The organism is Massilia aurea, from assembly GCF_014200505.1.
GTDB lineage: Bacteria > Pseudomonadota > Gammaproteobacteria > Burkholderiales > Burkholderiaceae_D > Telluria > Telluria aurea_B.
In genome coordinates, this window is the sequence record NZ_JACHBX010000006.1 from 220,659 (window position 1) to 240,607 (window position 19,949).

Below are 19,949 nucleotides of genomic sequence, written 5' to 3' on the forward strand. Positions count from 1 at the left end.
GGGAAATAAGACGCCATATTTCAGGATACGAAATGATCGTCGTGCGATGCGAAATGCGCAGCATGCCAGCGAGCGCTTTTCTTACCATCGTAAGAAATTTCATTCCGCATCATGATATGTGCAATACAAGCCATTGATATTGCTAGTAATTATTTTAGTCGTATGTCTTATAGAAGACTGATGGTGCCGCGCACAAACGGCTTTATGATTGTCTCAACGGATTCGCAGGCTTGATCAAACGTCTTACCACCCTTCAGGAGAACACACCATGACTACCCGTGAACAGCAAATCGCCGAACTGCAGCAAGACTGGGACACCAATCCACGCTGGAAAGGCGTCGTGCGCAATTACACCGCCGCCGACGTCGTCCGTCTGCGTGGCTCGGTGCGCATCGAGCACACGCTGGCCAAGCGCGGCGCCGAGAAGCTGTGGAACCTGGTCAATGATGAGCCGTATGTGAACGCGCTGGGCGCGCTGACCGGCAACCAGGCCATGCAGCAGGTGAAAGCAGGCCTGAAGGCGATCTACCTGTCGGGCTGGCAAGTGGCGGGCGACGCCAACGCCGCCGGCGAAATGTATCCCGACCAGTCGCTGTATCCGGCCAACTCGGTGCCGCTGGTCGTGCGCCGCATCAACAACACGTTCCAGCGCGCTGACCAGATCCAATGGTCGGAAGGCAAGGACGACATCGATTACTTCGCCCCGATCGTGGCCGATGCCGAGGCCGGTTTCGGCGGCGTGCTCAATGCCTACGAGCTGATGAAGTCGATGATCGAGGCCGGCGCATCGGGCGTGCACTTCGAGGATCAGCTGGCGTCTGTCAAGAAGTGCGGCCACATGGGCGGCAAGGTGCTGGTGCCAACCCGCGAAGCCATCGAGAAACTCAACGCGGCCCGTCTGGCGGCCGACGTGATGGGCACCACGACGCTCGTCATCGCCCGCACTGACGCCGAAGCGGCCGACCTGCTCACGTCCGACGTCGACGCCAACGACAAGGAATTCTGCACCGGCGAGCGCACGGTCGAGGGCTTCTTCCGCGTCCAGCCGGGCGTCGAGCAAGCGATTTCGCGCGGCCTGGCCTACGCACCGTTCGCCGACCTCGTCTGGTGCGAAACCGGCAAGCCCGACCTCGAGTTTGCGCGCCGCTTCGCCGATGCGATCCACGCCAAGTTCCCAGGCAAGATGCTGGCCTATAACTGCTCGCCCTCGTTCAACTGGAAAAAGAATCTGGACGACGCAACCATCGCCAAATTCCAGCGTGAGCTGGGTGCGATGGGCTACAAGTTCCAGTTCATCACGCTGGCTGGCTTCCACTCGCTCAATTACGGCATGTTCAACCTGGCCCATGGCTATGCCCGCACCGGCATGTCGGCCTTTGTCGAGCTGCAAGAAGCCGAGTTCGCCGCCGCTGAAAAAGGGTTCACCGCCGTCAAGCACCAGCGCGAAGTGGGCACCGGCTACTTCGACGCCGTGACCCAGGCCATCCAGCAGGGCCAGAGCTCGACCACGGCGCTGCACGGCTCGACTGAGGACGAACAGTTCTTCGAAGAAAAGAAAGTCGCCTGATCGATCCGACGTAGGGTGGACGGCTTCGCCGTCCACGCGGTGATGGTGATCGGTGCCGTCGCCGCGCCGGATGGGCTTTTAACCAACGCCGCTTTCGTTCCGAATGATCTCTCGATAGCGATCAGCCGACTCCACTTACGTCCTCAATGATTTTTCTGATCGCGATCGACGCGTGGACGGCGGAGCCGCTTCGCCGGCCGCGTCCACCCTACATTCCCAAATTCCGGGTTCGCATTCCCGAAAGTCCGTACCCGCATTCCCAAAAGTTCATACCCGCATTCCCAGCCGCGGTCGGTTGTAGTGGATAATGGCGCCTAATATCGCCGCCAGTTTCGCGCGGCAACGTCACTTTTAGGAATTCCAGCTTATGTTGAGCTACCGCCACGCCTTCCACGCGGGTAACCACGCCGATGTCCTCAAGCACTTCATTCAGGTGCAACTGCACCAGTACATGAACCAGAAGGATGCCGCCTATACCTATATCGATACCCACTCGGGCGCTGGCGTGTATGCACTCGATAGTTTTCAGTCGACCAAGACCGCCGAATTCGATACCGGCATCGGCCCACTGTGGGCGCTCACTGACGTTCCGGCACCGCTGAAGGAATACCTCGATCTGATCAAGGGCATGAACCCGAGCGGCAAGATGCGCTATTACCCGGGCTCGCCGTATGTCGCCGAGCAGATGGCGCGCGAGCAGGATCGCCTGCGCCTGTTCGAGCTGCACCCGGCCGATTGCAAGATCCTGGCCGATAACTTCCGCAAGCTCGACGCCCACAAGGCCGAGCAGGGCGAGCGCTCGCGAGGCCGCCGCGTGATGATCGACCGGGGCGACGGCTTCGACAGCATGAAGGCCCTGCTGCCGCCACCGTCGCGTCGCGCGCTGGTGCTGATCGACCCGCCCTACGAAGTCAAGGATGACTACAAGCGTGTGAAAGAAGCGCTCGACGATGCGCTGCTGCGCTTCCCGAGCGGCATCTATGCTGTCTGGTATCCGGTACTGCAGCGCATGGAATCGCGTCAGTTCGCCGATCGCCTGAAGCGCGTGCCGGCCAAGGAGTGGCTGAACGTCACACTGACGATCCAGACGCCGACCCCGGACGGCACCGGTCTGCACAGCTCCGGCATGTTCATCCTGAATCCGCCGTACACGCTCGAGCCGATCCTGCGCGAAGTGCTGCCGTATCTGGTGCGCGTGCTGGGCAAGGACGCCGGCGCACGCTTCACGATCGAGAAGGGCACCCAGGTCACGGGCACGGCACTCGGCCGCAGCGCCAGCCGCACCGATGGCGCTGCCGGCTTGCCGCGCCAGCCGATCGGCAATGCGCGCCGCGCCAGCCCGCTGTCGGGCAAGGGCAGTCTGCGCCTGCCGGGCCAGGTCATGCCGCGTGAAGGCGACGAGCCGGCAGCACCGGTCAAGCCATCGCGCACGGGTACCGGCACCGGCGCGGGCCGTCCGACGCAGGGCACAGGCCGTCCGACGCAGGATGCTGGCCGGCCGGGCGCGCCACCGCGCTCGAGTGCGCCAAAGACCACTGCACCTCGCGCGCCCCGCGCACCCGGCGCCTCATCACGCGCGGCGTCGGATGCTGCCGCGCCGCGTGCACCCCGCACCGGTGGCGATCGCCCGGCGACGCCGGGTGCACCGCGCACCGGCCGCACCCGCCAGGGTGGCGGTCGCAGCTAGCGTTCGATTTGATGTCGAAATGCTAAGATTGATGTTTTTGTAGTATAGTCGGTGCAGGTGGCGCGCGGGTGCGCGTCGCCAGCGCGCCGCGATCCGCCGCGACAGTTTCCAGGAGTAATATTTCAATGCATGCTGATGCAACGGCAGCGGTCTTGGTGCCGTCTGACGATTTTTTCCTCGCACGGCAACCCATTCTCGGGCGCGACCAGCAATTGCTGGCGTTCGAGCTGCTGTTTCGTGCTGCCGGCGAGGATGAAGACGCCAAGCTGACCGATGGCGCCGCCGCGACGGCGGCCGTCATTTCGCATGCGTCCCAACTTGGCATGGAGCAGGTGGTGGGCGATCAGCTCGCTTTTGTGAATGTCGACGCTGTCGTGCTGATGAGCGACTTCGTGCGCTTCCTGCAGCCGCATAAAGTCATTCTCGAAATCCTGGAAACCGTCAAACCCACGCCGGAGTTACTGGCGCGGGTGGACGAACTCAAAAACCTCGGCTTCAAGTTCGCCGTCGACGACGTCATCGAACATTCGCCCGAACTCGATCAGCTGATTTCGCTGATCGACATTATCAAAGTCGATATCAAGGGCGTGGCCCCGGATGCGCTGGGCGGTCTGGTCGCGTCGCTGAAAAAGACCGGCAAGCGCCTGCTGGCTGAAAAAGTCGAGACGATCGAAGAGTTCAAGCTGTGCATGGAACTCGGTTTTGAATACTTCCAGGGGTATTACTTTGCGCGGCCCGTGATCCTCAGCGGCCGCAAGATCGCCCCGACCGAAGTCGTGCTGCTGCGCTTGCTGGAGCTGGTCAATTCCAACGCCGACAACCAGACCATCGAGACGGCCGTCAAGCGCGACGCGCTGGTCAGCCTGAACCTGCTGCGCCTGGTCAACAGCCGCGCAGTGCCGGGTCCGCGCATCGAATCGCTGTCACAGGCGCTGGCAGTGCTGGGCCGGCGCCAGCTGGGCCGCTGGCTGCAGATTCTGCTGTACACCGCGGCGGGCGCGCAAGTCTCGCTTCACTCGCCGTTACTGCAGCTGGCCACCACACGCGGCAAACTCCTCGAACTGATGACGCTCCGCGTGCGCCCTGGCGATACGGCCAGCGCCGACCGCGCCTTTACTGTCGGCATCATGTCACTGGCCGAAGCGCTGTTCTCGGTGCGCATGGCCGACATCCTCGTGCACGTCGAGGTCGCGCATGACGTGCGCGACGCGCTGATCGACCGCGATGGCGACTTCGGCACGATGCTGCGCATTGCCGAGCTGCTCGAAACGGCCGTTGGCGGCCGCAAGCTCAATGCCGAACTCAAGAAGATTGGGTTGACGGTGCCCGAGGTGCGCGAGATCGAACTGGCAGCCTTCGACTGGGTCCGCGAGCTGACCCACGACGTGCGCTAAAGTCCACCGATCCTTTATTGCGCCAGCAGCAGGAACACGGTCGGCTTCTTGTGGAAGTCCGGCCCCTTGTCGGCTGCCAACGCCGCCTTCCACTTCGCCGCCGTCATGGTGCGCACCGACTCGCTCGGCAGCGACAGGTCGGTGGCCACGCACACCAGCGTGCCCGGCTGGCAGCCCGCCACCAGCGCCTCGAGCATCGCGCCATTGCGATACGGCGTTTCGATGAACAATTGCGTCTGGCGCTCACCGCGTGAACGCGTTTCCAGTTCGCGGATGCGCTTCGTGCGCAGCGCCGCGTCGGTCGGCAGGTAGCCGTTGAAGGCGAAGCTCTGGCCGTTCAGGCCGCTCGCCATGACGGCCAGCAGCAGCGACGACGGGCCGACCAGCGGTCGCACGGCAATCCCGTGCTGATGCGCCAGGCGCACGAGGTCGGCGCCGGGATCGGCCACGGCTGGCACGCCGGCCTCTGACACCAGGCCCGCATCGCGCCCCGCCAGCAGCGGCGCCAGCAATTGCGTCAGCGCGGCAGCCGGCGTGTTCACGTTCAGTTCGGCGATTTCGATTTCCTGCAGCGGCTTGGCCAATGGATGGTCGATCGCGATCAGTTTCAGGAATGCGCGTGCGGTCTTGGCGTTTTCGGCCACAAAATAATCGAGCGAGCTGGTCAGTGCCTGCACTTGCGTCGGCAGCAGGCCGTTCAGGCAGCCGGGCGCAGCATCGAGTGGGCCGAGGGTATTGGGAATCAGGTACAGGGTGCCGGGCATGGGTCGTTTCAGGTAAAGGGTCAGGTGCCGAAGAAGCGCACGCCGGCGCGCCGCAGCATGCCGGTCAGGGCGATGAGCGGCAAGCCGGTGAGGGCGGTCGGATCAAGCGAGTGGATGTGGTCGATCAGGGCAATGCCCAGGCCTTCGTTCTTGGCGCTGCCGGCGCAATCGTATGGCTGTTCGATGCGCAGATAGGCGTCGAGTTCGGCGTCCGGCAAGTCGCGAAAGCGCACGCGGACCTGCACATTGTCGAGCTGGGCAGCGGCGGCAGGGTTCGCAGCGCGCCCGTCCCACAGGCATAGCGCGGTGTGGAACACGACTTCACGGCCCCGCATCAATTGCAGCTGCGCCAGCGCGCGCGCATGGTCGCCAGGCTTGCCGATCTGCAGGTCGTCGAGTGTGGCGACCTGGTCGGAGCCGATCACGAGCGCATCCGGATGCAGTGTTGCCACAGCCTCGGCCTTGGCGCGCGCCAGGCGCAGCGCGGTTGCTGGCGGCGTTTCCCCGGGCAGCGGCGTTTCATCGAGATCGGGTGCGATGGCCTCGAATGGCAGGCCGAGCCGGCCCAGCAATTCGCGCCGGTACGCCGAGCTCGAGGCGAGGATCAGACGGGGCGGGGTAGAACTTGGTAGCATGCGGCCTTCGGGATAAATCGGCAGCGAAGCCACAGTTTCATGGCGCTGCGGTGAAAAGCCTGCTATTATCGCAGGTTTTCCGGGACGACTTTCTAAATGAGCGCTTTCATTATTGATGCCTTCGAGTTTTGCAAGAGCGATGGTTTTCGTGAAGGCAGCACGCCCCTGGTCGAGATGACCCGGCTGGCCGCAGAGAGTTCCGAAAAAGGCGGCGACATCCGCTGGACGATGCAAGGTGGTCAAACCCGTCACGGTTATCCGTCGCTGACCCTCGAGGTCGCCGGTCACGTGAAGCTGGAATGCCAGCGTTGCCTGCAACCCATGGACTACGAGATCGATTCGTCGACCATGCTGGTGCTGGGTAAGGATGACGAAGAAGCCGATGCCATCGAGATCGTTCTCGACGACGACAGCATCGATGTGATCGTCGGCAGCCATACCTGCGATATTCGTCAGTTGCTCGAAGACGAAGCGCTGCTGGCGTTGCCGCAGTCGCCAAAGCACGATGTCTGCCCAGAAAACAAGCTGCTGGACAGTCTGAAGAACGAGAAGCCGTCGCCATTTGCCGGCCTCAAGAATCTCAAGACAGAATGATGTAGTACCAAATACAGCAGGATCGGTTTCGCAGTACGGTGGCGGCAGCGTAGAAAGAATGTCGCCCAAAATTTGCAAAAAGAATGTGTCAGACGCGTGCAGCGCTCGAGTATGGCATTGGTAGTAGAAGTAGACGGAAACGTGTCGGCAATCCCGGGGGACATCCTTGAAGATTGCTGCTGGGATACTCGATGCGCAAATCGTTGCACGTCGAATGTGTTAAAATTTTAGAACTTAGTATTAGGAGTTATCATGGCTGTTCAGCAGAATAAAAAATCCCCATCGAAGCGCGGTATGCACCGTTCGCACGACTTCCTGGTTGCACCAAACCTGGCAGTCGAGCCAACCACCGGCGAAACGCACCTGCGTCACCACATCAGCCCTAACGGTTTCTACCGTGGTCGCAAAGTTCTGAAGACCAAAAACGACGAGTAATCGACGTCCTGGCTTTTAGAACCATGAAAGCGGCGCAACGTATGTTATCTGCGTGGCGCCGCTTTTTCTTTGGCATCTGCTCAGGCATTGTTGGCATCACGGGCATGCATTTCGCCCCGTCATGTTGAGCAGCGCGGATCCTGTGCGCCTCCTGGCGACGAATCGATCCCATCTGGCCGCCAGTCCTGTGTGAGCCGCGGCATTCCCAATACATGACCATAAAAATTTCCATTGACTGCATGGGTGGCGATCACGGCCCGTCAGTAACCATTCCGGCAGCAATCTCGTTCCTCAAGAAGCAGGATGACGCCGAGCTCGTGCTCGTGGGCGTCGAAGAGGTGCTGCGCGCAGAACTCAAGAAACACCACGGCGACAAATTGCCGCGTCTGACGATCAAGCACGCGACCGAAGTTGTCGCGATGGACGATCCGATCGAGGTGGCCCTGCGCCGCAAGAAGGATTCGTCGATGCGCGTGGCGATCGAGCTGGTGAAAGACGGCAGCGCCAATGCCTGCGTCTCGGCCGGCAATACTGGCGCCCTGATGGCCGTCTCGCGCTACGTGCTCAAGACGATGCCCGGCGTCGACCGTCCGGCGATCTGCTCGATCATGCCGAACCAGAAGAACGGCCCGACCTACATCCTCGACCTTGGTGCGAACGTCGATTGCGAACCGCATCACCTGCACCAGTTCGCGATCATGGGCTCGGTGCTGTGCTCGGCAATCGAAGGCATTCCCCGCCCGACCATCGGCCTGCTCAATGTGGGCACCGAAGACATCAAGGGCAACGAGGTGGTCAAGGCCACCGGCGTGCTGCTGCGCGACGATGCTGCCCGCGGCAAGCTCAATTTCTACGGCAACGTCGAAGGCAATGACATCTTCAAGGGGACCGTCGACGTCGTCGTCTGCGACGGCTTCGTTGGCAACGTGATGCTCAAGGCGATCGAAGGCCTGTCGCGTTTCATGAAAACGACGTTCAAGGCGGACATCATGTCGATGGTCGGCGCCGTGTTCGCACGCAAGGCGCTGAAGAAACTCAATCCCGAGCGCTACAATGGCGCCGGTCTGCTGGGCCTGAAGGGCCTGGTGTTCAAGAGCCACGGCGGCGCCAACGCCTATTCGTTTGAATGGGCGATCAAGCGTGCCTACGAGGCCGCGCACAATAATGTGCAAGAACAGTTGTCGGCACTAATTACCGAGCTGATGCCGAATTCAACGGGCGCTGCCGAAGCGCCCATGCCGGTGCTCGAGCCCGTGTCCACGATCGAGCGCCAGGCGCAATAACCGAGCGGATGGTGAAGCAATGACCCTGTACAGCAAAATCACCGGCACTGGCAGCTACCTGCCGGCCAACCGTGTCACCAATGAAGCGCTGGCCACGCGGCTGGCTGCGCAAGGTGTCGAAACGTCGCACGAATGGATTGTTACCCGCAGCGGCATCGAGGCGCGCCACTTCGCCGCCGCCGATGAGCTTTCCTCCGACCTGGCCGTGCACGCCGCGCGCCGGGCGCTCGAGATGGCGGGCCGCGAGGCGGGCGACATCGACCTCGTCATCGTCGCCAGTTCCACCCCCGACTTTCACGGTAGCTTCCCGAGCACGGCCTGCATCGTCCAGCAAAAGCTGGGGATGGCCAATGGCAGCGCCGCCTTCGACGTGCAGGCGGTCTGCAGCGGCTTCGTCTACGCCTTGTCGACGGCCGATGCGTTCATCCGCGCCGGCAACCACAAGCGCGTGCTCGTGATCGGTTCCGAGATTTTCTCGCGCATCGTCGACTTCAATGACCGTGGCACCTGCGTGCTGTTCGGCGATGGCGCCGGCGCCGTGCTGCTGGAAGTGTCGAACGAGCCGGGCATCCTGGCCACCAAACTGCACGCCGACGGCAGTCACGCCGACATCCTGTCGATCCCGGGCAACCTGGCGGGCGGCGCCGTTGCCGGCAGCGGTTTCCTGCACATGGATGGCCCGGCCGTGTTCAAGCTGGCCGTGTCGGTGCTCGAAAAAGTCGCGCACGAGGTGCTCGATACGGCCGGCGTCACGCCGGACCAGATCGACTGGCTGGTGCCACACCAGGCCAATATCCGCATCATGAATGGCACCGCCAAGAAGCTCGGCCTGCCGCTGGAAAAAATGGTCGTCACCGTCAACGAACACGGCAATACCTCGGCCGCCTCGATTCCGCTGGCGCTCGACCAGGCGGTGCGCGATGGCCGCATCCAGCCGGGCCAGAACGTGCTGATGGAAGGCGTGGGCGGCGGCTTTACCTGGGGCGCCGTGCTGGCGCGCATGTAACGAGTCGCACACCGCGTCGCAATCATAGCGCGGCACTCCCAAGAACCAATGACTACGGAACTATCACGATGAGCAACTTCGCATTCCTGTTTACCGGACAAGGCGCCCAGGCAGTGGGCATGTTGAACGGTTTCTCCGGCAACCCGGTTGTTGACCGGACCGTGCAAGAAGCCTCCGACGCCCTCGGCTTCGATCTGCAGCGCCTGATCGCCGATGGCCCGAAAGAAGACCTCGACCTCACCACCAATACCCAGCCGGTCATGCTGACCGCCGCCGTGGCCGTGTACCGCGCCTGGATCGCGGCCGGCGGCCCGATTCCGTCGGTTGTCGCCGGTCACAGCCTGGGTGAATACTCGGCGCTGGTCGCCGCTGGCGTGATCCCGTTTGCCGATGCCGTGCCGCTGGTGCGCTTTCGCGCGCAGTCGATGCAGGACGCGGTGCCGGTCGGGCAGGGCGGCATGGCCGTCATTCTCGGCCTGCAGGCCGACGACGTGCGCGCCGTCTGTGCTGAAGCCGCCCAGGGCGAGGTCGTCGAAGCGGTCAACTTCAACGAACCGACCCAGATCGTGATCGCCGGCCACACAGCGGCGGTCGAGCGCGCCTGCGAGATCGCCAAGGCCAAGGGTGCCAAGCGCGCGATGAAGCTGTCGGTCTCGGCGCCGTTCCACTCGTCGCTGCTGAAACCCGCATCGGACCGCCTGCGCGAGTACATGCGCACGCTGACCTTTGCCGTGCCACAGATCCCCGTCATCAACAACGTCGATGTCGTCGTGTTGAACGATCCGGAACAGATCAAGGATGCGCTGGTGCGCCAGGCCGCCGGTCCGGTGCGCTGGGTCGAGACGATGCAGAAGATGGCGCAGGATGGCGTCACCCAGGTCATCGAGTGCGCACCGAGCAAGACGCTGGTGGGCATGGCCAAGCGGATCGATCCGGCGCTGGTCGGCGACGCGCTGGTCGACCAGGCCGCGCTCGAGCGCGTGCTGGCCACGTTCAACGCGTAACGCCGGCGCAGCACCAACAACCCCAACAAGAGGACCACCATGAATCTGGAAAACCAAGTCGCCCTGATCAGCGGCGCATCGCGCGGCATCGGCAAGGCCATCGCTCTCGAATTGGCCCGCCAGGGCGCGAAAGTCGTTGGCACCGCCACGAGCGACGCCGGCGCGCAGGCGATCTCGGACTACCTGGCGCCGTTCGGCGGCAAGGGTGTCGTCCTGAACGTGCTCGACAGCGAACGCTGCGCAGCCGTCGTGGCAGATGTGCAGAAGGAATTCGGCAGCCTGTCGATCCTCGTGAACAATGCCGGCATTACCCAGGACAACCTGGCCATGCGCATGAAAGACGAAGAGTGGGACGGCGTGATCGCCACCAACCTGACCGCCGTCGGCCGCCTGTCGCGCCTGGTGCTGCGCGGGATGATGAAGGCCAAGGCCGGCCGCATCATCAATATCACGTCGGTGGTGGGCGCCTCGGGCAACCCGGGCCAGATGAACTACGCGGCGGCCAAGGCCGGCGTGGCCGGCATGACCCGCGCGCTGGCGCGCGAGATTGGCAGCCGCAACATCACCGTCAATTGCGTCGCGCCGGGCTTCATCGATACCGACATGACCAAGTCGCTGGGCGACGACCAGCACGCTGCACTGCTGACCCAGATTCCGCTGGGCCGCCTGGGCCAGCCGGAAGACATCGCCCATGCGGTGGCCTTCCTGGCCGGACCGCAAGCGGCCTACATCACGGGCACCGAGCTGCACGTGAACGGCGGCATGTACATGAATTAAGTATATTAAGCATCAAGTAAGAAATCAGCAGCAATAAAGGGATGGATTGCACGATAATTGGCCCCGTTTGAACAGGACGATATCGGTGCAATCCCGACTTTTAGCAGGACTTTCCGGCGAGTTAGGCGCAGTCGCCGAAAATAGTTTTTCAGGTCGCAAACCTGATAAAATGCGCGCACTTTCCGCAACACATACCTTAATGGAGCTACAACATGTCGGATATCGAACAACGCGTTAAAAAAATCGTCGCTGAGCAACTGGGTGTTGCTGAAGCAGACATCAAAATCGAATCCTCGTTCGTTGACGACCTCGGTGCTGACTCGCTGGACACCGTCGAGCTGGTGATGGCTCTGGAAGATGAGTTCGAAATGGAAATCCCTGACGAACAGGCTGAGAAGATCACCACCGTCAAGCAAGCCATCGACTACGCTACCGCGCACGTCAAAGCCTGAGTCGGGTCTGAGTAGTCGCTTTACAGTTTTTGGGAGAATCGCTTGAGTCGTTCACGCAACCGCCGTGTCGTCGTCACTGGCCTGGGTTGCATTTCACCAATCGGTAACACCGTTACCGAAGCGTGGGATGCAGCGCTGGCTGGCAAGTCGGGTATTGCCGCCATCACCAAGTTTGATGCGTCGCAATTCACGACCCACTTCGCTGGTGAAGTAAAGAACTTCGTCGTCGAGGATTACCTGCCGGGCAAAGAAGGCCGCCACATGGATAGCTTTATCCATTACGGTATGGCAGCCGGTATCCAGGCCCTGCAGGATTCGGGTCTGGTTGTCACCGAAGACAATGCGGACCGCATTGGCGTGGTGATCGGCTCCGGCATCGGCGGCTTGCCGCTGATCGAAGCCACCAAAGAGGAATACACGAATCGCGGCGCACGCCGTATTTCGCCATTCTTCGTGCCAGCCTCGATCATCAACATGATCTCGGGCGATCTCTCGATCAAGTTCGGCCTGCGTGGCCCGAACCTGGCCATCGTTACCGCTTGTACCACTGGCCTGCACAGTATCGGCGCGGCAGCGCGCCTGATCGAATACGGCGACGCCGACGTGATGATCGCGGGCGGCGCCGAGTCGACCGTGTCGCCACTGGGCCTGGGCGGCTTCGCCTCGGCACGTGCGCTGTCGACCCGCAACGATGATCCGGCCACGGCCTCGCGTCCCTGGGACCGCGACCGCGACGGCTTCGTGCTGGGCGAGGGCGCCGGTGTCATGGTCGTCGAAGAGTATGAACACGCTGTCGCGCGCGGCGCCCGCATCTATGCTGAAGTCATCGGCTTTGGCATGAGCGCGGACGCTAACCACATCACCTCGCCGGTCGAGGATGGTAGTGGCGCGGCACGTTGCATGGTCAATGCCCTCAACAACGCCGGCATCAATGCCGACCAGGTGCAGTACGTGAATGCGCACGGTACCTCGACGCCATTGGGCGATGCTGCAGAAGTGCGCGGCATCAAGCGTGTGTTTGGCGACCATGCCAAGAAGATTGTCGTGAATTCGACCAAGTCGATGACCGGTCACCTGCTCGGTGGCGCCGGCGGCCTGGAATCGGTGTTCACGGTGCTGGCGATCCATAACCAGATCTCGCCGCCGACGATCAACATCTTCAACCAGGATCCCGAGTGCGACCTGGACTTCTGCGCCAACACGGCGCGTGAGATGAAGATCGATTACGCGGTGAAGAACTCGTTCGGTTTCGGCGGTACCAACGGTACGCTCGTTTTCGCGAAAATCTGAACTTGACCAGCCCCATCCCGGTCGAATGGGATGGGCGCTTCTGTAGCCCGGTGCATTGCCCGCTTGTTGTTCTACAGCGGTGATGTTCCGGTGCTGGCGGCAACGTCCGCAGCTTGCCCGCCGGGCCAGCCGATTCTTGTTATTCATGCTTCCCTCGTTGTATGAACTGTGCGGTGTCTGTCATCGTCCGGCCGTCGCCTTGCCTGTACTGGCTGTGCGCCGGGTTCGGCGGCGCCCTCATTGCGACCGCTCTGGTCATCGGCCTCGGCACGCCTGACCGCTTCGTGTTTGGCGGGTTCGTCGCCCTTGTGCCGCTGGCTGGCGCTGCGGCGCTGGGGTGGCCACTGGTCCGCGCACGTCATCGTCATCGCCATCGCCATCGTCTGCAGGCTTGCTCACAGGCTGATTCCCATGCACTTTTGCCCGAATTTGGAACGGCGCAGCGCCTTGATATTTCTGGACTTGGGCAGCTACGCCTGACGGTACAACAAGAGATGCGCCCAGCTGGCGCGGCGGGCGCACCGCACGTAGCGGGGTCATCCGGACCCACGTCCGAAGGCGTGGTCGTGACGCTGGTGCCGGGTGCCACGGTCTGGCCGGGCTGCATCCTGCTGCGTCTGCGCACGGCGGCTGGCAAGACGGTAGTGCTCGTCGTACTGCCCGACAGCATGTCGCCAGGCGACTTTCGGGCGCTGTCCGTGGCGGTACGGTCGTTGGCGCAGGATGCGCGCGACGAAGCGACAAAAATACTTTGAACTTATTGCAGGGGATCAACTCTTAGGAGAGGGTCGCCAATGGGGCATGGTCCGTGACGACAGAACGCGAGAGTGATCAAGTGCTGGTGGAGCGCGTGCAGGCAGGGGAACAGAAGGCGTTCGATCTGCTCGTCTCCAAGTACCAGCGCCGCTTGATGCGCCTGGTGTCGCGTCTTGTTCACGATCCGGCGGAAGCCGAAGACGTGGTACAGGAAACATTCATCAAGGCATATCGGGCACTGCGCCATTTTCGCGGTGATTCCGCGTTTTATACCTGGCTCTATCGGATCGGCATCAACACGGCCAAGAATTACCTCGTGACCCAGGGCAGGCGTGCGCCGACATCGACTGAGACCGACGCCGAAGGGGCCGAAGGCTTTGACGATGCGGACAGTCTGCGTGACATTAATACGCCAGAGTCAATGTTGGCCAGTAAGCAGATTGCCCACACGGTGAATGCGGCGATGGAAGCGCTGCCCCTGGAACTACGCACGGCAATTGTCTTGCGCGAAATAGAAGGACTCAGCTACGAAGAAATATCCGAAGTCATGGCCTGTCCCATCGGTACGGTACGCAGCCGTATTTTTCGGGCGCGCGAAGTCATTGCCGAAAAATTGCGGCCCTTGCTTGAATTTCCGGTTGACAAACGACGGTAGGTAGCGGGATCGTACGAACACAGCATTAAGATTGAACTTACCGTGAACACACCGACGTCGACGGACACCCCGATGGACACCAACGAGACACTACGTGCGCATATCTCCGCATTGGTCGACGGCGAATTGCCGCAGGCCGATGCCGAGCTGGCGCTTGCCGCACTTCAAGAGAAGGATGGCAAAGCGGCGTGGGACCGGTACCACCTGATCAGGGACACGCTGCGCGCCACGCCGGCGCCAGTGTTGTCGCCCGGTTTTGCCGAACGGCTGGCGGCGCGCCTGGCGGCTGAGTCGGTGGAATTGGCGCCCGAAGGTGGCGATGGTGTCAGCGGCGCCACCGAGTCGACGGGCCAGGCAGCCATCCTCGCCAAGCGTGGTGCTTCCTGAGCGGCGCTTCCTCCCCAGATCAGGCTGTCACGCTGTGCAGCCCGGGCTGCCCTGCACGCGACACCTGGCGACGCGACAAAGCGCCGTTTTTGGCTTACCATTTGGTCAATCTTAGCCATTCAACAGCGAATCCATGACCAGTAAAACTGCCAGCCTGATTTTGTCGGCACTGCTCGTGTCCGGCACCTCTGCATTCACCCTGTCGCCGGCCTGTGCCGCTGGCGCCGCGCCTGTGTCCGCGCCCACCGTCACGGGCTTGCCCGACTTCACCGATGTGATCGACAAGGTCGGCCCGGCCGTCGTGAACATCCGCACCACCGAGCGTGTCAGCACGCGCGGCGGGGCGCCTGGTGAAGAAGAAATGCAGGAATTCCTGCGCCGCTTCTTCGGCGGCCAGATGCCGCCGCGCGGCGGCCGGCGCGGCCCGCCGCAGGCCGAAGAAGAGCGTGAAGTCCAGCGCGGCGTCGGCTCCGGCTTCATCATTTCTGGCGATGGTTACGTGCTGACCAATGCCCACGTCGTCGAAGGCGCCGACGAAGTCACGGTCACGCTGACCGACCGCCGTGAATTCAAGGCCAAGGTGCTGGGCGCCGACCGCCGCTCGGACGTCGCACTGCTCAAGCTGACCGCCACCAACCTCCCATACCTGCGCACTGGCGACTCGAGCAAGATCCGCGTCGGCGAATGGGTGTTGGCGATCGGCTCGCCATTCGGCCTCGAAAATACGGTCACGGCCGGCATCATTTCGGCCAAGTCGCGCGACACGGGCGAATACCTGCCGCTGATCCAGAGCGACGTGGCGGTCAACCCCGGCAACTCGGGCGGTCCGCTGATCAATATGCGCGGCGAAGTCATCGGCATCAATTCGCAGATCGCCACGCTGTCCGGCGCGTACAACGGCATCTCGTTCGCGGTACCGATCGATGAAGTCACGCGCGTCTCCGAACAGCTCAAGGCCACCGGCAAGGTCACGCGGGGCCGCATCGGCGTACAGATCAGCGAAGTCACGCGCGACGTGGCCGAATCGCTGGGCCTGGGCAAGGCGCGCGGCGCCGAAGTCTCGATGGTCGAGGCGGGCGGGCCGGCCGAAAAGGGCGGCATCAAGGTTGGCGACATCATCCTGGCCTTCAACAGGCAGCCGGTGGAGACCACGCGCGACCTGCCACGCCTGGTGGGCGCCGCCAAGGTCGGCAGCCGCGCCAGCGTCACCGTCTGGCGCCGCGGTGCGCAGGTCGAGGTGCCGGTCACGATCGTCGAGCTGCAGGACGAGAAATCGACACCCGGCAAGCCTGCGGCGAAAAAGCCGGCACAGGGCGCGACGGCCAATGCACTCGGATTGACTTTGTCAGCCATCCCGCAGGCCGACCGCCGCCAGCTGGGCGTGGAGGGCGGCGTGCTGGTCGAGAGCGCAACGGGCGCTGCAGCCAGCGCCGGCATCGAGCCGGGTGACGCGCTCCTGCAGTGGAACAATACGCCGCTCACGAGCGTCGAACAGTTCGCGGGCTTGCTCGCCAAGCATGACAAGGCGAAGCCGGTGGCGTTGCTGGTGCAGCGCGATGGCGCCACGCAATACCTGACCATCAAGCCGCGTCCCTGATGCGCCCAGTGCCCGCCGCGCCACCAGCATCGTTCACGCTGTATGCGCGCGGGTATTGCCACCTGTGCGACGACATGCTGGCAGCGCTGCAGGCTCTGGAAACACCTTCGCAGCCATTCGCCATCACTGTGGTCGACGTCGACGCCGATCCCGCGCTGGGGGCGCGCTTCGACGAGCTGGTGCCGGTACTGTATGGCGCGCTCGACCAGCCCGAGCTGTGCCATTACTTCCTCGACCGCGTCGCGGTGCTGGCCTACCTCGAGGGGCAGGCCCGAAATCCCGTTGGCCGTCCCGAAATCCGGTAAAATGCCGGGTTGGCGTGTTTCAAGACGGCCCTCCCCAGAATTGTTTGCTTTGCCATGGCGCTCGCCTGGGGACCGGCACGGCCCCGGCGCGGCGCTTTTTCTGTTTGCCGCGCGCGGCACGTGCACCCTGATTCAGTCGTATCCGCCGCATTCGCGGTCTATTTGGTTTTGAGCTCTGTTAATGAACAACATACGTAACTTCTCCATCATCGCCCACATCGACCACGGTAAATCGACCCTGGCTGACCGCATCATTCAGCTGTGCGGCGGCTTGTCGGACCGTGAAATGGATGCCCAGGTGCTCGATTCGATGGACCTGGAACGCGAGCGCGGCATCACCATCAAGGCCCAGACCGCGGCCCTGCATTACAAGGCGCGCGATGGCCAGGTCTATAACCTGAACCTGATCGACACCCCGGGCCACGTCGACTTCTCGTACGAAGTGAGCCGCTCGCTGTCCGCCTGCGAAGGCGCGCTGCTGGTGGTCGACGCGTCGCAGGGCGTGGAAGCCCAGACGGTCGCCAACTGCTACACCGCACTCGACCTGGGTGTCGAAGTGGTGCCGATCCTGAACAAGATCGACTTGCCGCACGCCGACCCGGACAACGCGCGCAAGGAAATCGAAGACGTCATCGGCATCGACGCCAGCGACGCGACGATGTGCTCGGCCAAGACGGGTCTGGGCATCGAAGACGTGCTGGAAACGCTGATCGCCCGCGTGCCGCCACCAAAAGGCGATGCTGATGCGCCGCTGCAGGCGCTGATCGTCGACTCGTGGTACGACCCGTACGTCGGCGTCGTGATGCTGGTGCGCGTGATCAACGGCACGCTGCGCCCGAAAGACAAGATTCTCTTGATGGCGACCGGTTCGGTGAACCTGGTCGAAAGCATCGGCGTGTTCACGCCACGCTCGGTGTCGCTGCCGTCGCTGTCGGCCGGCCAGGTGGGCTTCATCATCGCCGGCATCAAGGAACTGACCGCCGCGAAGGTCGGCGATACGGTGACCCTGGCCAACAAGCCGGCCGCTGAACCGCTGCCGGGCTTCAAGGAAGTCCAGCCGCAAGTGTTCGCCGGCCTGTTCCCGGTCGAGGCCAACCAGTACGATGCGCTGCGCGATTCGCTGGAAAAGCTCAAGCTGAACGATGCGGCCCTGATGTACGAACCAGAAGTCTCGCAGGCGCTGGGCTTCGGCTTCCGCTGCGGCTTCCTGGGCCTGTTGCACATGGAAATCGTGCAGGAACGCCTCGAGCGCGAATTCGACATGGACCTGATCACGACAGCCCCGACCGTCGTGTACGAAGTCGAAATGCGCGACGGCACCATGATCCGCGTCGACAATCCATCGAAGATGCCGGAACCGTCAAAAATCAACGAAGTGCGCGAGCCGATCGTCGACGTCAATCTGTACATGCCGCAAGAATACGTGGGCGCCGTCATGACGCTGTGTAACGGCAAGCGCGGCATCCAGATGGACATGGCCTACCACGGTCGCCAGGTGAAACTGCACTACGAAATCCCGATGGCCGAGATCGTGCTGGACTTCTTCGATCGCCTGAAGTCGACCTCGCGCGGTTACGCGTCGATGGATTACGAGTTCAAGGAAAACCGCGCCGCCGACGTCGTCAAGGTCGATATGCTAATCAACAGCGAGAAGGTCGATGCGCTGGCGATCATCGTGCACCGCGCCAACGCGCCATACCGTGGCCGCCAGGTGGCTGCGAAGATGCGCGAACTGATTCCGCGCCAGATGTTCGACGTGGCGATCCAGGCCGCCATTGGCGCAACGATCATTTCGCGCGAAAACGTGAAAGCGCTGCGCAAGAACGTGCTGGCCAAGTGCTACGGCGGCGACATTTCCCGTAAAAAGAAACTGCTCGAGAAACAAAAGGCAGGTAAGAAGCGCATGAAGCAGGTCGGTTCGGTGGAGATTCCACAAGAAGCGTTCCTGGCGATCCTCCAGGTGGAAGACAAATAATGAACCTGCAACCCGTGTTGAGCAATTTCGCCCTGATCCTGTTCGTGCTGATGGTCATCACGGGCATCATCTGGTGCCTGGACCGGTTTGTGTTGGCAAAGCAACGCCGGCGCGCCGCCGATGCCGCGCTGCGCGAATACGATGCGCGCAACGCCAAGCTGGTGGCCGAGGGCATCAAGGTCGACCACAATGGCAACCGCGCCGCGATCGAAGCGGCGCACGTGCGCCAGCCGACCTGGGTCGAGTACTCGGGCAGCTTCTTCCCGGTGATTGCCATGGTGTTCATCCTGCGTTCGTTCTTGTGGGAGCCGTTCAAGATCCCGTCGTCGTCGATGGTGCCGACGCTGCTGGTGGGCGACTTTATCCTGGTGAACAAGTACACCTACGGTATCCGCCTGCCGATCATCAACAAAAAAATTATCCAGATCAATGACCCGCAGCGGGGCGACGTGATGGTGTTTAAATATCCGAAGGACATGAGCCAGGATTACATCAAGCGCGTCGTCGGCGTGCCTGGTGATACCATCACCTACGAAGACAAGCGCCTGACCGTCAATGGCAAGGCCGTCGAGTACACGCCGCTGGACGATTACCTGGACGACCAGCATCCGGTCTACCACAAGCAGCTCGAAGAAAAACTGCCGAGCCCGGGCGGCTTTACGCAACACCGCATCCTGAACACGGCCGATCGCCGCAACTTTGACTTCCCCAGCGTCGAGCAGTTCCCGCTGCGCGAAGCCTGCGACTATACGGAAGACAAATTCACCTGCGTCGTGCCGGCTGGCCAGTATTTCATGATGGGCGATAACCGCGACAACAGCGCCGACAGCCGCTACTGGGGCTTCGTGCCGGACCGTAATATCGTGGGCAAGGCATTCGTCGTCTGGATGAACTTTGGCAACTTCAAGCGCGTTGGCGGCATTCATTAAAGAGGTGCGTATGGTCCGGAGCAAACAGCAGGGCGTCACCTTGACCGGCCTGATCGTGGCCCTTGCCGTGATCGGCCTCGTGCTGGTCTTTGCGATGCGCATGATTCCGGCCTATATCGAGTACAACGCGATCAAGACCGCGATCGTCAAGACCAAGGCCGAAGGCGGAACCGTGCGGGCGATGCAGGCAGCGTTCGATCGCAATACCAGCATCAACGACGTCGAAGCCATCCGCGGCACCGACCTGGTCTTCACACGCGACGATGGCGACCTCGAGATCAGCTTCGCCTACGAAAAACGCCTGCCACTGGCCGGCAACGTCAGCATCCTCATCGATTTTTCCGGCACCACGGACCCGAGCGGCATCGTCGCCGAGGCCAGCACCGCCGCACCGTAACCGTACTTTCACGCCATATGGACTTCGTGGCAGGGCGCCTGGCGCCGGCCACGCACACGA

Annotated in this window: 21 protein-coding genes; 19 read left to right on the forward strand and 2 right to left on the reverse strand. The window is 62.3% G+C overall.

Going from position 1 to position 19,949, the window contains the following annotated elements:
* The first annotated feature begins 268 nt into the window (after nucleotides 1-268).
* The 3 genes from aceA to HD842_RS23020 all read left to right on the forward strand — a co-directional run bounded on the left by aceA (nucleotide 269) and on the right by HD842_RS23020 (nucleotide 4,648).
* Nucleotides 269-1,567: an isocitrate lyase gene (gene aceA, locus HD842_RS23010; protein WP_183558192.1), complete on the forward strand. Its 1,299-nt coding sequence runs from the start codon at nucleotides 269-271 to the stop codon at nucleotides 1,565-1,567.
* 367 nt (nucleotides 1,568-1,934) lie between these two features.
* Nucleotides 1,935-3,254, forward strand: coding sequence for a 23S rRNA (adenine(2030)-N(6))-methyltransferase RlmJ (rlmJ, locus tag HD842_RS23015; protein ID WP_221290815.1), 1,320 nt, complete (start codon nucleotides 1,935-1,937; stop codon nucleotides 3,252-3,254).
* A gap of 125 nt (nucleotides 3,255-3,379) precedes the next feature.
* Nucleotides 3,380-4,648, forward strand: coding sequence for an EAL and HDOD domain-containing protein (locus tag HD842_RS23020; RefSeq protein WP_183558195.1), 1,269 nt, complete (start codon nucleotides 3,380-3,382; stop codon nucleotides 4,646-4,648).
* 14 nt (nucleotides 4,649-4,662) lie between these two features.
* Here the strand turns inward: HD842_RS23020 and HD842_RS23025 are convergent, their stop codons facing one another.
* Nucleotides 4,663-5,412 carry an SAM-dependent methyltransferase gene (locus HD842_RS23025; protein WP_183558198.1) on the reverse strand — a complete coding sequence of 250 codons (750 nt, stop codon included), beginning with the start codon at nucleotides 5,410-5,412 and terminating at the stop codon, nucleotides 4,663-4,665.
* Nucleotides 5,413-5,432: 20 nt separating this feature from the next.
* Complete coding sequence (locus HD842_RS23030; protein WP_183558201.1) at nucleotides 5,433-6,047, reverse strand: Maf-like protein; 615 nt, start codon at nucleotides 6,045-6,047, stop codon at nucleotides 5,433-5,435.
* 96 nt (nucleotides 6,048-6,143) lie between these two features.
* Between HD842_RS23030 and HD842_RS23035 the strand changes: the two genes are divergently transcribed.
* The 16 genes from HD842_RS23035 (at nucleotide 6,144) to HD842_RS23110 (ending at nucleotide 19,889) form a co-directional block, all read left to right on the forward strand.
* Entirely contained in the window at nucleotides 6,144-6,641 is a 498-nt protein-coding gene (locus tag HD842_RS23035; protein WP_183558204.1) for a YceD family protein, read from the forward strand.
* Between the two features lie 252 nt (nucleotides 6,642-6,893).
* Nucleotides 6,894-7,076 carry a 50S ribosomal protein L32 gene (rpmF, locus tag HD842_RS23040; protein WP_028104096.1) on the forward strand — a complete coding sequence of 61 codons (183 nt, stop codon included), beginning with the start codon at nucleotides 6,894-6,896 and terminating at the stop codon, nucleotides 7,074-7,076.
* 212 nt (nucleotides 7,077-7,288) lie between these two features.
* Nucleotides 7,289-8,359 carry a phosphate acyltransferase PlsX gene (plsX, locus tag HD842_RS23045; RefSeq protein ID WP_183558207.1) on the forward strand — a complete coding sequence of 357 codons (1,071 nt, stop codon included), beginning with the start codon at nucleotides 7,289-7,291 and terminating at the stop codon, nucleotides 8,357-8,359.
* A 19-nt stretch (nucleotides 8,360-8,378) separates the two neighbouring features.
* Nucleotides 8,379-9,365: a beta-ketoacyl-ACP synthase III gene (locus HD842_RS23050; protein WP_308638720.1), complete on the forward strand. Its 987-nt coding sequence runs from the start codon at nucleotides 8,379-8,381 to the stop codon at nucleotides 9,363-9,365.
* Between the two features lie 68 nt (nucleotides 9,366-9,433).
* Nucleotides 9,434-10,369: an ACP S-malonyltransferase gene (gene fabD / locus HD842_RS23055; RefSeq protein WP_183558211.1), complete on the forward strand. Its 936-nt coding sequence runs from the start codon at nucleotides 9,434-9,436 to the stop codon at nucleotides 10,367-10,369.
* Between the two features lie 39 nt (nucleotides 10,370-10,408).
* Complete coding sequence (gene fabG / locus HD842_RS23060) at nucleotides 10,409-11,146, forward strand: 3-oxoacyl-ACP reductase FabG (RefSeq protein WP_183558214.1); 738 nt, start codon at nucleotides 10,409-10,411, stop codon at nucleotides 11,144-11,146.
* 212 nt (nucleotides 11,147-11,358) lie between these two features.
* Nucleotides 11,359-11,598 carry an acyl carrier protein gene (acpP, locus tag HD842_RS23065; protein WP_020653257.1) on the forward strand — a complete coding sequence of 80 codons (240 nt, stop codon included), beginning with the start codon at nucleotides 11,359-11,361 and terminating at the stop codon, nucleotides 11,596-11,598.
* Between the two features lie 42 nt (nucleotides 11,599-11,640).
* On the forward strand, nucleotides 11,641-12,888 hold the full coding sequence (gene fabF, locus HD842_RS23070; protein WP_183558217.1) for a beta-ketoacyl-ACP synthase II: 1,248 nt from the start codon (nucleotides 11,641-11,643) through the stop codon (nucleotides 12,886-12,888).
* Nucleotides 12,889-13,061: 173 nt separating this feature from the next.
* A complete protein-coding gene (locus HD842_RS24500; RefSeq protein ID WP_183558222.1) occupies nucleotides 13,062-13,643 on the forward strand; it encodes a protein YgfX in 582 nt (193 codons plus the stop codon).
* 53 nt (nucleotides 13,644-13,696) lie between these two features.
* Nucleotides 13,697-14,299, forward strand: a complete 603-nt coding sequence (rpoE, locus tag HD842_RS23080) for an RNA polymerase sigma factor RpoE (RefSeq protein ID WP_183558226.1) — start codon at nucleotides 13,697-13,699, stop codon at nucleotides 14,297-14,299.
* A gap of 42 nt (nucleotides 14,300-14,341) precedes the next feature.
* Nucleotides 14,342-14,686 (forward strand): sigma-E factor negative regulatory protein, encoded by a 345-nt coding sequence (locus HD842_RS23085; RefSeq protein ID WP_370660881.1) that lies wholly within the window; start codon nucleotides 14,342-14,344, stop codon nucleotides 14,684-14,686.
* Between the two features lie 133 nt (nucleotides 14,687-14,819).
* Complete coding sequence (locus HD842_RS23090; RefSeq protein ID WP_183558229.1) at nucleotides 14,820-16,283, forward strand: Do family serine endopeptidase; 1,464 nt, start codon at nucleotides 14,820-14,822, stop codon at nucleotides 16,281-16,283.
* Entirely contained in the window at nucleotides 16,283-16,588 is a 306-nt protein-coding gene (locus HD842_RS23095) for a glutaredoxin family protein (protein ID WP_183558233.1), read from the forward strand. Before HD842_RS23090 ends, HD842_RS23095 begins: the two co-directional genes overlap by 1 nt.
* A 181-nt stretch (nucleotides 16,589-16,769) precedes the next feature.
* The gene (lepA, locus tag HD842_RS23100; RefSeq protein WP_183558236.1) at nucleotides 16,770-18,563 is read left to right on the forward strand and encodes a translation elongation factor 4; all 1,794 of its coding nucleotides are present in this window, start codon (nucleotides 16,770-16,772) and stop codon (nucleotides 18,561-18,563) included.
* Nucleotides 18,563-19,492, forward strand: coding sequence for a signal peptidase I (gene lepB / locus HD842_RS23105; protein ID WP_183558239.1), 930 nt, complete (start codon nucleotides 18,563-18,565; stop codon nucleotides 19,490-19,492). Before lepA ends, lepB begins: the two co-directional genes overlap by 1 nt.
* Nucleotides 19,493-19,502: 10 nt before the next feature.
* The gene (locus tag HD842_RS23110; protein WP_183558242.1) at nucleotides 19,503-19,889 is read left to right on the forward strand and encodes a DUF4845 domain-containing protein; all 387 of its coding nucleotides are present in this window, start codon (nucleotides 19,503-19,505) and stop codon (nucleotides 19,887-19,889) included.
* The last annotated feature ends 60 nt before the right edge of the window (nucleotides 19,890-19,949 follow it).

Excerpts from the sequence above, each read along its gene's own strand:
- lepB (WP_183558239.1), top strand. The coding sequence starts at position 18,563 with ATGAACCTGCAACCCGTGTTGAGCAATTTCGCCCTGATCCTGTTCGTG.
- rpmF (WP_028104096.1), top strand. The coding sequence starts at position 6,894 with ATGGCTGTTCAGCAGAATAAAAAATCCCCATCGAAGCGCGGTATGCAC.
- plsX (WP_183558207.1), top strand. The coding sequence starts at position 7,289 with ATGACCATAAAAATTTCCATTGACTGCATGGGTGGCGATCACGGCCCG.
- fabD (WP_183558211.1), top strand. The coding sequence starts at position 9,434 with ATGAGCAACTTCGCATTCCTGTTTACCGGACAAGGCGCCCAGGCAGTG.
- HD842_RS23030 (WP_183558201.1), bottom strand. The coding sequence starts at position 6,047 with ATGCTACCAAGTTCTACCCCGCCCCGTCTGATCCTCGCCTCGAGCTCG.
- lepA (WP_183558236.1), top strand. The coding sequence starts at position 16,770 with ATGAACAACATACGTAACTTCTCCATCATCGCCCACATCGACCACGGT.
- rlmJ (WP_221290815.1), top strand. The coding sequence starts at position 1,935 with ATGTTGAGCTACCGCCACGCCTTCCACGCGGGTAACCACGCCGATGTC.
- fabG (WP_183558214.1), top strand. The coding sequence starts at position 10,409 with ATGAATCTGGAAAACCAAGTCGCCCTGATCAGCGGCGCATCGCGCGGC.
- HD842_RS23095 (WP_183558233.1), top strand. The coding sequence starts at position 16,283 with ATGCGCCCAGTGCCCGCCGCGCCACCAGCATCGTTCACGCTGTATGCG.
- aceA (WP_183558192.1), top strand. The coding sequence starts at position 269 with ATGACTACCCGTGAACAGCAAATCGCCGAACTGCAGCAAGACTGGGAC.
- HD842_RS23050 (WP_308638720.1), top strand. The coding sequence starts at position 8,379 with ATGACCCTGTACAGCAAAATCACCGGCACTGGCAGCTACCTGCCGGCC.
- HD842_RS23020 (WP_183558195.1), top strand. The coding sequence starts at position 3,380 with ATGCATGCTGATGCAACGGCAGCGGTCTTGGTGCCGTCTGACGATTTT.
- HD842_RS23090 (WP_183558229.1), top strand. The coding sequence starts at position 14,820 with ATGACCAGTAAAACTGCCAGCCTGATTTTGTCGGCACTGCTCGTGTCC.
- HD842_RS23035 (WP_183558204.1), top strand. The coding sequence starts at position 6,144 with ATGAGCGCTTTCATTATTGATGCCTTCGAGTTTTGCAAGAGCGATGGT.
- acpP (WP_020653257.1), top strand. The coding sequence starts at position 11,359 with ATGTCGGATATCGAACAACGCGTTAAAAAAATCGTCGCTGAGCAACTG.
- HD842_RS23025 (WP_183558198.1), bottom strand. The coding sequence starts at position 5,412 with ATGCCCGGCACCCTGTACCTGATTCCCAATACCCTCGGCCCACTCGAT.
- HD842_RS23110 (WP_183558242.1), top strand. The coding sequence starts at position 19,503 with ATGGTCCGGAGCAAACAGCAGGGCGTCACCTTGACCGGCCTGATCGTG.